This window comes from Morganella psychrotolerans (genome assembly GCF_965118875.1).
Lineage (GTDB): Bacteria > Pseudomonadota > Gammaproteobacteria > Enterobacterales > Enterobacteriaceae > Morganella > Morganella psychrotolerans_C.
This window is the reverse complement of the sequence record NZ_CBCPJD010000002.1, coordinates 328,093-341,997: the sequence shown is the minus strand read 5'-3', so window position 1 is coordinate 341,997 and position 13,905 is coordinate 328,093. Positions and strand designations below refer to the sequence as shown.

The 13,905-nt window shown below is 36.5% G+C and carries 7 protein-coding genes; all 7 read left to right on the top strand.

Annotated features, from left to right (window positions below):
• Window positions 1-152 precede the first annotated feature (152 nt).
• On the top strand, window positions 153-524 hold the full coding sequence (locus tag ACMHKJ_RS04955) for a helix-turn-helix domain-containing protein (RefSeq protein ID WP_413492398.1): 372 nt from the start codon (window positions 153-155) through the stop codon (window positions 522-524).
• Window positions 525-1,391: 867 nt separating this feature from the next.
• On the top strand, window positions 1,392-3,695 hold the full coding sequence (locus ACMHKJ_RS04950; protein ID WP_413492397.1) for an Ig-like domain-containing protein: 2,304 nt from the start codon (window positions 1,392-1,394) through the stop codon (window positions 3,693-3,695).
• Between the two features lie 39 nt (window positions 3,696-3,734).
• Window positions 3,735-4,682 (top strand): Ig-like domain-containing protein, encoded by a 948-nt coding sequence (locus ACMHKJ_RS04945; protein WP_413492396.1) that lies wholly within the window; start codon window positions 3,735-3,737, stop codon window positions 4,680-4,682.
• Window positions 4,683-4,744: 62 nt separating this feature from the next.
• Window positions 4,745-6,550, top strand: coding sequence for a lipoxygenase family protein (locus tag ACMHKJ_RS04940; protein ID WP_413492395.1), 1,806 nt, complete (start codon window positions 4,745-4,747; stop codon window positions 6,548-6,550).
• Window positions 6,551-6,563: 13 nt separating this feature from the next.
• The gene (locus tag ACMHKJ_RS04935) at window positions 6,564-7,463 is read left to right on the top strand and encodes a hypothetical protein (RefSeq protein WP_413492394.1); all 900 of its coding nucleotides are present in this window, start codon (window positions 6,564-6,566) and stop codon (window positions 7,461-7,463) included.
• A gap of 195 nt (window positions 7,464-7,658) precedes the next feature.
• Complete coding sequence (locus tag ACMHKJ_RS04930; protein ID WP_413492393.1) at window positions 7,659-12,443, top strand: Ig-like domain-containing protein; 4,785 nt, start codon at window positions 7,659-7,661, stop codon at window positions 12,441-12,443.
• A gap of 15 nt (window positions 12,444-12,458) precedes the next feature.
• Window positions 12,459-13,877, top strand: coding sequence for a hypothetical protein (locus tag ACMHKJ_RS04925; protein WP_413492392.1), 1,419 nt, complete (start codon window positions 12,459-12,461; stop codon window positions 13,875-13,877).
• Window positions 13,878-13,905: the final 28 nt, after the last annotated feature.

Here is a 13,905-nt window from a genome sequence, read left to right as displayed (position 1 = left end):
TGAGTTTTTATAAGATTAAATGTTGCCTTTTCCAACTTAAATAGAATTTGATTTTGTTTCGGTTAGCATTTAGACTTATCCTGAATTAAGGAAAACCACTTACCTTGCTAACAACTATTAATACTCCAAAATGTAAATGAGATAAGAAATAAATGAATAGATTGGAAAAACGATTAATTGTTAAAAGAGAAATGGAAATAATTTTAAAACTGATCGGGAATGAGTTATCCCGGATACGAAAAAGTAAAAAAATATCAGGGACTGAATTAGGAGAAATGATTGGCATCAGTCAACAACAAATGTCCCGTTTTGAACGTGGCTATACCAGAATGGATCTTGGCACAATGGTATGCATACTGTACCAACTGGATATTTCATTATTCCAGTTTTTTTTTGAAATCATGGAGATATTAAAAACCAATGAACCATCTATGCATGAAAAGTATTCCCCTCTGGTTTCAAGGCTCACTAAAATGGATATTAGTGAAAAAAACAATCATACTAAAAATAACATTATAAATTAACCGACTTCGATAATTAATGAAACCAATAGAAAATAGAGTTTTATTATTATTTAAATAAAACCAGTGTCCATGATAAATATTACCAACACCATATATTTTGTTATTTATAAAAGTAAAAACATGCCATCACCTTATAGAACAAGATCTATTATAGTGTAAAAGAAAGCATCTATATAATTACATGGGTAACTATACAAAGATAACACTGCTATTGTAGCTATATTATAGTTGAAGAAATATATCATATAAAAATGAAACAACAAGCATTTATCATACTGTCATTAATTTATTAATGGCGAATTATTAAAATACAGAGTACTCATACCTATTAATGCTACCGCAAATTTAATTTCAAATATTACACTACCATACATCCATATTTTTTAATATTTTTTATTTCCTGTCGTCATGTTGTTATGTAAATACGAACCCTACTGACACAATGGAAATTAAAAAATGACAGTATTAAAAATACCACGATTCCCTTTCTTCTCTTTTTTTCTTCTTATGAAAAAGTATTTACCTTGGATAGAACTAGTGAGGATAGTGATATCTACATTAGGGATAATTTCATTAACACACCCTAAATACATAAATTTTAATAATCATTAAAGGAGTATTTAATTTAACCAACCTAATATGTATATAACATAATCGACAAAAAAACCTCTTTTCCTGGATTTTTAACTTTGTTTTTCTTGCTTTTAATTACAATAAAATTGAGTATTTTCATAAAGTTAACTTATAAAATTGATATTTATCAAGTTAATATTTTGTTTTCATGATGATTATTTTACTTTATGTTTTTTATAAATTAACCTCAAAAACAATCAATATAGCTTAACTATCTTAAAGAGAGGGGCGGGTGTGAGTATAACTATAGCAATAACAACTACATCAGGAGCTAATGCGAATGGTTCAGATACAAATGAAGCGAGTGTTATTCTAAAAAATAATGACACTCTGCTTGATAATAAAAAAATAAACTTTAATGTCACAGATGATGCAATATTTCCTGAAACCGGAACAAATGAAACATCTGCAATTACAAATGCTCTTGGGCGAGCAACTGTCAAGCTAACGGATACAACAGCAGAAACCGTAATAGTCACCGCGAGTTATAGTGAAGACCATTCTGTAAAAGACAGCGGACCTTCAACATTTGGTGATTCACCAGGAGTCGGAATTTACCCACCTGAAATTGATGAAGCAACAAATAATACAATAAACTTATCTAACATTAATGAAATTGCTCATCTAAGAATTCCCCAATGGAACGGAATGAAAGTCAATGATGTATTAGATATCTTTGCCATGGATGTTTCACCTTGGGAAATAAATTATACTGTTAATGAATTCGATATTGGAAATGATATTGTATTGGATCTTAGTAAGGTGCAGTATCTGGAACCATACTTAAATAACATTATTAACATTCACTACACACTAAACAATGAAATTATTTCTGAGTCAGTAACGTACCTTGTTGTATCTGCGCTTATAAGTGACATTGAAATCATAGGAAACAGAGGTGATCTTTCCTCAGTAAATTCTTTAGTTGCTATAAATAAAAATTCACTGATGCCAACCTCGGTATACTGGCAGTATAAAGATGAAGAAAACATTCATTTATCACCCTATTTTACTGACCTTCACCCCCTTAAGGAAATACATGTATTCGTTACCTCAAATGAAAACAACCTGACTATAGTTCCCAGAAACGTTGATAGTTTAGGCTTTGATGGTAAGTCAAGAGCCTATATATTAACAGAGAGTGGAAAATTATTTTCGTGGGGGTCCGATACTCCGGCCTGGTTAATCCCTCCCGCAACAGTAACTGGTTTATCATCTGTTCGTGGGATTTTAAGCTCACCATATGCAACAGTAGTATTAACAAATGAAAATAAATTATATGGCTGGGGCGAAAGTGGCAATGGAGCATTAGATGTTCCTGTTGAAGGTATTAATACAGTTGGATATACCAGAACGGCTTTTGCCGCAATTACCGAAGAACAAAAAATTATTGCATGGGGAGTCGCATCCGCCGGAGGTAAACTGCCTGAAAACATTGCTTCGATTAATGGTTTTATTCAGGTTGTAGGTACCCGCTCTGCTTTTTGTGCTTTACACCGTAACGGTAACGTTTATGCGTGGGGCTCTGAAGAATTTGGCGGAAAGTTACCTCCCGGGATCGCTCAACTAAATAATATAAAAACTATTTTTTCAACAGATGGTGCTTTTGCCGTTTTAATGGATGATGGTACTGTTGAAGCATGGGGGCATAAAGATTTTGGAGGTAAATTATCAATATTGCTACGCAATATAAATACGATATCATCTAATACGGGTGCCTTTGTTGCATTAAATAATACCGGATATGTATACGGCTGGGGACAACCATTTAACGGAGGTTCACTACCTAATAGTATTCAGCTGCTGGATAATATTATTTCTGTTAGCGCATCTGATGCAGCATTTTGTGTGTTACAACAAAATGGAACGATTAACGCATGGGGAGCTCATAGTTTTGGTGCAAAAATACCCAAAGAAATATTAGAAATAAATAACTTTATTACAATCTCAAGTTCCATTGGTGGCTTCTTCGCTATATCTAAAACTGGAAAAATTGTAATGTGGAACTTTAACACATTTAAAATAAATGAAATATTTTCTACAAATCCAAAGGCTGGGTATCGAATCACAAGAGATTCACCTCCGGATTCATTTATATGTCTACATGATAATAAAACATTATCAATAATTGGAGAAAACAGCGATGTAAGCAATATATCTGACATCCCTGAGAATGTTAATGGCTATATAGCCCACTCATATCACAATGGAAACAAACAAATAAACAATGATTTCTCTATGATATTGTCAATTATAAAAAATAATGCAAAATCTGATGGGGAGGATTTCAATAAAGTCAGGGTGAATATTACGAATGCCGTAAATAAAAAACCCTTATGTAATAAAAAAATAATAGTAGTAATTGATGGAAATGCAACGTTTATTGAAAATAACAATTCATTACTCGCAAAAGAAACCAATTTAAACGGAGATATTAATTTCTCAATTAAAAACTTAACAACTCAACACGTTAATATAGTTACATTCATTAGCAATGAGCCAAATAGCACATTGCATGATGTAGTAATATTTACGTGATAAATAAAAATAACTTTTAACTAAATGTGAGATAATAATATGGCAGACCAAAAATTTGAAATTACCTTACGTGTTCCAAATGATAATGCACAGGCTAATGGCTATAGTGAAAATATTGTTGAAGCCTATTTTATTGAATCAGAAACACAAGAACCTGCAACGAAGTTAGATGTTTCATTTAGAGTGGATGGTAATGCCACAATAAAAGAAAGTAATGGCCCATTTTTCCGTACATCTACCGATGGTAATGGGAAAGCAATTATTCACATTACAAATACAGCCCCTGAAAAAGTAACGGTAGACGTTGCAGTTATTGATGACCCCAATCAAAAAGAATCAACACAAGTTACATTTTTAGCGAGTAGTGATAAATTAAAAATTACAAGTGTTTATAATAGAAATCATACATTTACCGCAGAACAACCTACTATAGCATGGACAGCGGCATCTTTCATCATAGAAACCAACGGGGGTTCTGGTGATCTAAAATGGGCAATTTCGGGAGCTGTTGCTGAAGCTGAAGTGGAATCACTCAATAATTACAGCGCAGGTGTAACAATAAAATCACATCCTTACCAACCAGTAAAAATTACTGTTACTGATAATATCACAAAGGAACAAGATGAATTTTCATTTTTCATTAAGCTTTATATCGAGCCCAGCTTAGATATCAGAAGAACACTAAATCAGGCTATCAGTCAGCATGGTGAGTTTTTATTATCTCCATTTGATTATATGGAACTTCATAAAGAGTGGGGAGATATTACGGTATTCCCGGAATGGTCTTTAGGCACAGGCCCGGAGCCTAAAGAAAGTGAAGAAACTGATGCTGATGTAAATGTAGCAGAATTTTGGACTAGTGAATATCAACATCTTGGAAAAGCAACGGTTGCAAATATCAAGGATGGTACCTTACGCGACTCAGACCATGGCGCATTTACAAAACGTTATCATGCTTACCGCTCAGGTAGGTTTATAAAAAATTAAATTTCCCGGCCCACAGTTACTGTGGGTCTTTACTTTCTAATTTTTATTTTTGTGAGTTTAATATGAAGAAATATGATAATGAAGAATATAAATGGACCACTACTTTATCACCACTTATTGGAGTGCCGATGTATGATAAACCACCAGGAATTGATGTACCTATATCATTAAGACCCAGAGGTGAATACGACAAGAATCTGGATTTATTAGTAAAGAAAGTTCAGGATAATTTCAAAGATATATTCAACAGATTATTCGAATATGATGAATATAAAAACAACCAAATAAACTCATTAACAAATTCACTGGTTAATTGCTACGCTGCCCTGCTAAGTAACAGTACTTGCGTACAAAATGAAATTGAGAATATATGGAAGGAAATAGTTGAACTACTACCAGATGAAAGTAAAGAATCTGGTTTGGAACTTTATGATAAATTATTTAAGATAATAACCAGACCTTTTGTTGCTGATTATATGCATCGAGATGATTTATTTTCATACCAACGGGTTGCGGGCGCGAATCCTGTTGCATTAACAGGCGTATCAGAAATACCATCAAATTTCCCGCTAACTAATGAACAATACCAATCTGTGATGGGAAGTGAGGATTCATTAAATGATGCATTAAAACAAAATAGAATTTATATGCTAAATTACAACTACTTATCCGGAGTCGTTGCTGAAGATGGGTATACAAAACCTGAAGGCTCTCCGGGTACCAATCCTATGCCGGGTTATTCATATGCCGCAATTGCATTATTTACTGTTTCACTGGAAACAAAAGAACTAACTGCTGTTGCAATACAATGCGGACAAGACCCTGACAATTCTAATGACATGTTTTTAGCTACTGAGGATCCCAACAGTGACCGATATTGGGGATGGCAGAGAGCTAAGTATGTCATACAAACGGCTGATGAATCCGAACATCAATTATCAACTCATCTGGGTTTAACTCATTTATTAATGGAAGCATTTTCTCTGGCTACATTGAGAAAACTACCAAAAGGACATCCGATATACCGATTGTTAATAACACACTTTGAAGCAACTAATCGTATTAACCATAATGCAACTCTTGCATTATTAAAAGAAAATCAATTTGTTGATATGCTTTTTGCAGCACCTTTAACAAATATGGCTAAAGCAGTCATTGATATCAGACTGTCCTACGACTTCAAAGCTCATTACTTTCCTGAATCATTAAAACAGAGAAAAGTAGATAATATTGACGCATTTCCCAGTTATCCCTACAGGGACGACGGATTATTAATTTGGAATGCGATAAGAGATTGGGTTAAGGAATATATTAATATCTATTATCTTACCAGTGCAACAATTAAGCTCGACGAAAACCTTCAGTCTTGGATAAAAGATATAATAGATAATGGCAAGGTTAAAGGTTTTACTAATATTAATACTAAAGATGAGCTTATTGATACGTTAACTATGATCATATTCACTTCATCAGCACAGCACGCTGCCGTTAATTATTCTCAACCGGATTGGTTAATGTACGCCCCATTAACTATTGGTACTATGGCTTCCACTAAACCGACATCAGTAACCGGCAGCTCTAACAACCAATGGTTAGGTATGCTACCTAAAATATATAGAGCCAGCCAAAAAGTCATAATATATACCCTCTTAGGAGAACTGTATCATGGATACCTTGGTGAGTATGTAGGTTTGGATTATAAACTCGTATTTGATGACTATGAGGTAATTAAAAACAATGGACCGTTAGAAAAATTCAAAAAAAACCTGGCTGAAATAGAAAAAATAATCAGAGAAAGGAATGGAAGCCGTCCTTATCCTTATGAGTATTTAATTCCAAAAAACATCCCTGCCAGTATTAACATTTAAATAGGATACGACTATGATTTTTTTTGATGATATAAAACTGGACTTAGAAATAATCAAAGGTCACGCTGAATCCAGCCCTTCTGATTTTGCTAAAATTAAAGTCAAAACAACAAATAGAGGTAACAACGAAAATATCGCTGACATCAGTGTGATTTGCAAGGTTAATGGTTCTGCCATATTTAAAGAATCAAACTCGCCAATATTAAAAACAAAGACAAATGAGGTTGGGGAAGTAGCCATACACATTACCAATAGTAAAAGTGAAAACAATATAGTTGAAGTTTATTTATTTGACATGCCTGACATTAAAGAAAATGCAAGCATATCATTTCACGATGAGATCACCCCGATTAAAATTAGTCATGTCACAAATATAAACCATACATTTAATAAAGGTGAGCCATCGATTGCATGGGTTGGTGCTTATTTTTATATAGAAACAACAGGTGGATTAGGTAAGGTAGAGTGGCATTTTGATGAATCTGATTTTTTATTAATTGAAAATGAAGATGAAGATAAAAACAAATCCAAAGTAACCATTTTAAAAGAAATAAAAAGCGTACTGACATTAGTAGGAACTGATGACATTACCAATGAAAAAGTGACATTTAATCTTAATATTAAAAAATTCATATTGATGAGCGAAAAAAATGTTAAATATAAAGATTTACTAATTAACAAAGACGCATATGACATCTTAGATAAAATGTCATATGAATTATTATATCAGGAATGGGGTAAAATAAGTAGCTACCCTGGATGGGGTGACAATGAAGAATATTGGACTGAGAAACATAATACCTTATTAGGGACAGTTTATATTTTTAACTTAGATACAGGGTTTTATCATAACGTAAAGATGTCTGATTACATGCTTAAATTTTTATTCATCGCAGGTAAGTCACCTCGCTAACATCAATTCTTGGTAATTATGTTCATACCATAATCATCAATGGAGCAATAAACTATTAATTGTTGTTTTTTTAGTGCTTAAGATCACCAATTCGGCTTTTGGTGATCTTTTATGCCTTCATTTGCTTTGTTGCTGGTTACTTAAATGTATAATATGAAATTATACATTGTCAGTTAGTCTTCTATGGTGATTATTGTGAATAGTTTTTATCCATTAAAGGTAAAATCTTTTTTTATCTGTACTATTATCTTCATTCAGGTTTTATTTTCTATATTAATACCTCTTTCTCCAGTTTCTGCCATTGCATCTATAGATGAAACATCAGGCTCGGAGGTATCAAATGCACCTCAGGTTGAGGTGCATTTGATTAAAACAGGAGAAGATATAAACTTCATTGCAAAAAAATATTCTATATCCGTTGAAAAACTCAGGTACTTAAATCAATTCAATAAATACGATATACCCTTCGAGGAATTGTCGGTTGGCGATGAGATATATGTCCCTAAAAAAATGATTTTATCTTTAAAAGAAGACAATGATTATGTTTATCTTCAGGAAGATATTGCAGATACAGCTATAAAATTAACAAATTTTCGTTTGGAAAACTACGCTTCAGATAAAGCAAAAAATTATGTAGTCGGGCAAATTAATGATTCAATTTCAACATGGTTTAATCAATTTGGTACAGTTGAAGGACAATTAACTGTAGACAACTCACTATCTTTAACAGGTAGTGAATTGGATGTGTTAATTCCACTTTATGATGAAGACAATGTTCTGTTTTATACCCAGTTGGGTGGACGATACCTTGACGATCGTGCCACACTTAATTCAGGTATCGGAACCCGGCTTTTTACACAAGATGACTGGATGCTGGGAAGTAACTTATTTTTTGATGCTGATATTACAGGTAAAAACCAGCGCATAGGCTTAGGTATAGAAGCATGGCGGGATTATTTAAAACTGTCTGCCAATCAATACATTGGCATCACTAACTGGCATCAGTCCCGTGACTTTTCCGACTATAATGAACGGCCGGCTAATGGCTTTGATATTCGGGCTGAAGGGTATTTACCATTTTATCCTCAGTTAGGTACTAAACTTATTTATGAAACTTATCAGGGAAATGAAGTTGCCCTTTTCGGAAAAGATGAAAGGCAAAAAAACCCTTATGCATTCACCCTTGGAGTAAACTATACCCCCTTCCCTCTGGTTTCACTTGGTCTTGATCACCAGATGGGAAAAAGTAATAAAAATGACACATCTCTGAATTTACAATTTAATTATCAATTCGGTGAAGATATTAAAAATCAGTTATCAGGGCTTTATGTTGATAATATGAGAAAACTATCTCAAAGCCGCTATGACTTAGTTAATAGAAATAACGAAATAATTTTAGACTATAAAAAACAAGAAGTAATTAAAATATCACTACCTGAATCAAAAATAGGTAATGCGGGTGATACCATTTTAGTTAAAGCAAATATAACATCAACATATACCTTAAATGATATTTTCTGGGATGATAGCACTTTTCCTACTGGTGGTATTACTTCATACCCGCAAGATGATAGCGTTGAAATAACACTACCTTATTATAATAATAATGGTGATAACACCTATCAGCTCAAAGCCAAAGCTACCGATATTAAAGGAAACAGATCAAATACAGCTTCAATGCTGATTATTGTTGCTCCACCATCCTTAGAATCTTCACTGTTGACATTAACGACAGATAAAAATATTGCATTAGCTAATAACAATGACCTTATTGTTGCGACAGCGAAATTAACTGACAGCAATGGTATACCAATAGCCCGCCAAACGATTAACTTTAATGTAAGAGAAGCTAATTCATCTATAGAAGAAGGACTAACCGATACTAATGGCTTACTTGTTACGATGATTTCCGGTAGCAAGGTTATAGATACGAAAGTTTACGCGAATCTGAAAAGTATCCCGGGGAAAAATGCTCATACCGATGTTTCCTTCATCCTGGACAATACGACAATTAGTGTCAATAAATTAGTCGTCACACAAAATAATGCTGCGGCAAACGGCATTGCGACCAATCGCGTAGAAGCGACTGTTACCGACGATACCGGAAATGTAGCCGCAAATCAGACCATTACGTTCGGTGCAACAAACGGTGCCACTCTGGTTACATCAACAGTGCAGACAGATGCTCAGGGCAATGCATCCGCTGAGCTGACCAACACAGTGACAGGCTTAAGCACAGTTACCGCCACCACAAACAACACCAGTAAAACAGTGGATACCACCTTTATCGCCGACAGTGCGACCATTAAAATTGACAACCTGATTACCACGCAAGATAACGCCCCCGCAAACGGCATTGCAACCAACAGCGTAAAAGCCACCGTCACCGATGGCACCGGAAATGCGGCGGCAAACCAAACCGTTACGTTCAGTGCAACAAATGGCGCTACCGTGATCACAGCGACAGTGCAGACCGATGCACAGGGCACAGCGTCAGCTAAGCTGACCAGTACCGTTGCAGGACAGAGCACAGTTACCGCTGGTACAAACGGCACAAGTAAAACAGTAAATACCACCTTTATCGTGGACAGCACGACGGTTAAAGTTGACAGCCTGGGCATAACACAAGATAACGCCCCGGCAAACGGCCTTGCGACCAACAGCGTAACAGCCACCGTCACCGATGCTACCGGAAATGCGGCGTCCAATCAGACTGTTACGTTCAGTGCAACAAATGGCGCCACCATGGTTACATCGACAGTGCAGACAGATGCACAGGGCAATGCATCCGCTGAGCTGACCAACACAGTGACAGGCTTAAGCACAGTTACCGCCGGCACAAATAATACCAGTAAAACGGCAGATACCACCTTTATCACTGACAGCACGACGATTAAGGTCGATAGCTTAGTCATCACACAAGATAACGCCCCGGCAAACGGTCTTGCGACAAACAGTGTAAAAGCTACCGTCACTGATGGTACCGGAAATGTGGTGGCAAATCAGACCGTCACGTTCAGTGCAACAAATGGCGCTGCCGTGATCACGGCAACAGTGCAGACTGATGCTCAGGGTAATGCGTCCACTGATTTAACCAGTACCATAGCAGGACGGAGCACAGTTACCGCCGCCACAAACAGCACAAGTAAAACAGTGGATACCACCTTTATCGTGGACAGCACGACGGTTAAAGTTGACAGCCTGGTCATCACGCAAGATAACGCCCCGGCAAACGGCCTTGCGACCAACAGCGTAACCGCTACAGTCACCGACGCTACCGGAAATATGGCGTCCAATCAGACTGTTACGTTCAGTGCAACAAATGGTGCCACCATGGTCACATCCACAGTGCAGACTGATGCACAGGGCACTGCATCCGCGGAACTGACCAGCACAGTGGCCGGACTGAGTAAGGTTACCGCCGGCACAAACAGTACAAGTAAAACAGCAGATACCTCCTTTATCACTGATAGTGCGACGGTTAAAGTCGATAGTTTAGTTGTCACACAAGATAATGCTCCGGCAAACGGCATTTCAAAAAACAGCGTAAAAGCCACCGTCACCGACGGCACGGGAAATCCGGCGTCCAATCAGGCAGTCACGTTCAGTGCAACAAATGGCGCCACCTTGATCACGGCGACAGTACAAACTGATGCTCAGGGCACTGCAGCCGCTGAGTTGACAAACACAATAGCAGGACTGAGCGCGGTTACCGCCGGCATAAACAACACCAGCAAAACAGCGGACACTACCTTTATACCGGACAGCGCGACAGTCAGGATCGATAGCTTAGTTATCACTCAAGATAACGCATTAGCAAACGGCATTGCGACCAACAGCGTAAAAGCCACTGTCACAGATGGTACCGGAAATATTGTTGCAAATCAGACCGTCACATTCAGTGCAACAAACGGCGCCACAGTGGTTACAGTAGCAGTCCAAACAGATGCACAAGGCGAAGCGGGCACTGACATAACCAGCTATTCCTGGGGAAAAAGCACTATAAAAGGGAGTATTAATAGTACAGATAAAGAAGCAGAAGTAATGTTCAGGATTGATCCTCAGCTTATAGATATAAAATTAGATATTATAAAAAATGGTGCGCTGGGTAATGGTAGTGACCAAAACAAAATATTGGCATCCGTAACAGCAAGAGACCAAAATGGAAATGCTCATCCTGTAGAAGGTGAAAAAATAAAATTCAGTTCGTCAAACCAGGGGGTAACTATTTTAACACCGGAGGTTCTCTCCGATAACAATGGTCAAGCTGAAATTGCTATAATTAGCTCAACGACAAAAACAAAATTAATAACTGCAATTTTAGATTCAAATAATAAATCAGTGAATATTGAAATGTCCTTTAGCACAGGAGTAAAAATAAACCTAAATAAGATAGAGGTTGCAGGAAACAGGCAGGACATACCTGATAACTCTATATTTCCTGACTCAGCCTTTGAAGGTGCTACATTTAAAATATTGCATAATAGTGATGGGCAATTTAACAGCACACTTAATTGGACCAGTGATAATCCGTATGTCACGGTTTCAATCTATGGCGTTGTTACATTCCAAAATAAATTCAGAAATAACATGAGAGTCACTATTACAGCAAGTGAAATTGGTAACCCTGTAAATTATCAATCTTTAGTATTTTCACCGACATACTGGTACATAATAACAGCACCGGGAGAATCAATGGCAGAAAATGGATATGAACAGTGGTGTATTGACAGAAGTGCCAAGGTTGCACCTATTAATCAATTAACAGCAGGAAACATATTCATAAATATCGCTAAGAGAGAGTTTCTGAGTCAATGGGGTGCTCTGACTTACTATCCTAATATTGAAAGCAAATTCGCACCTATATATATACAAAAGGAGTCAGGAACAGAATCTAAAAACATTAGATTTGATGTAAGAACCGGAAAGATTACTGACGCAAAACCACTAAGCTATGGCGTTATTTGCCAGGCCAATTAAAACAAGGATAATTATATGTCACTCGAATTTATAAGCGTTCCATCTAACGGTATTATTATCGGACAAGAAGAAGATGTTACGGTAAAACGACTTCCTGAAGCTCAGGGTATTGAAATAAGCTTTACCAGCTCCGATACCGGCATAGCAACGGTTGCACCTGACAAGATGCTTACAAACGCAGCAGGCGAAGCGACTGTAAAAGTTAAAGGAATTGCAGGAGGTGAGATAATGCTGACAGCAGCTGAAGGTACAGAATCTGAAAGTGTAAATATTGGTGTTCTTACAGCAGAGCCTGCTCCGGTAGATATTGACAGTTTATACTTTTCAATGAGCCATTATGAGTGGTGTTCTGAATGGAAAGATGAATTAAAACCAATTACTGTTATTGCAATTGGTCCAAATGGTGAGCCCATTGAAAATGCCAAAGTTCAATTAAATGTCGTGCCCACCGCTTCCGGTAATGACTTTGATTATACCATACAGCCAAGCTCCGGAGTTCAGTATACCGATCAGTACGGGCTTGCCTTATTTTATATGCAAATTGACGGTGTTGCAGAAAGCGTAATGGAAATCATTGCAGAACATGAAAATACGGATGGAGCGATTATCAGTTCTGTCGATGTTATGAGACGAATTATCGAAATTGAAGATCCCTCATCCAGATTAAGCGCACCTATCATTCCGGCTATGTCAAATGGCGTTGTTGATGACAAAGATATTGAACTGGAAAATGGCATCAGAGTTAATTTACAAAATGGCAATATACTGCCGGCAGGATCAATAATCGGATTCGCACTTAACCGGGGGGTTATTGAATCTGTCATTTCCCAACCTGCAGCAAATTTTAGCGTGATTATTGATGAATCATTCCTGACTAACGGACTGCATAAATGTGCATTTTATTCATTAGATGAAAATGAAAATGCCTCATTTTCAACTCAGAGCAGAATACTTGTTGACCGTTTGAATGGAGGTGGCAGTTCAGAGCCTTTAACAGAAAAATCAAAAATTTTATTCTTAGGGAAAGAAGTTCAATATATAAATAAGGTCATGGCAATTGCTGGCCTCGAGACTTATTTACCAGAGGCGGTGTATGGAAGCGGGGAGAAAATACAGGTAGATGTAAGTAAATCAAAATGTGTTTATCGGGGTTATGATAAAAAAAATAAAGAATTATTTATACAACCCGTCACCTTGATCGAAACACCAGGATCTAATCAACCAGGCCCTGACAGGTCTATTTTAGAAAGAATTGGTGAAGGATATATAGGCGTATGGGTGTCATATTTTGATATCGACACTAATGCATATTATCTTTCAAAAGAAATTAAATACCAGGTAGATATAATCGCGCCTGGAGAAGGGAGGAATAATCGGGTACCAGGAAAAAAAATAAATGTAAATGGGTTTAAAATCACACCTATTATTGATTAAATTATAACATAAGCACCTTTTAAAGGTG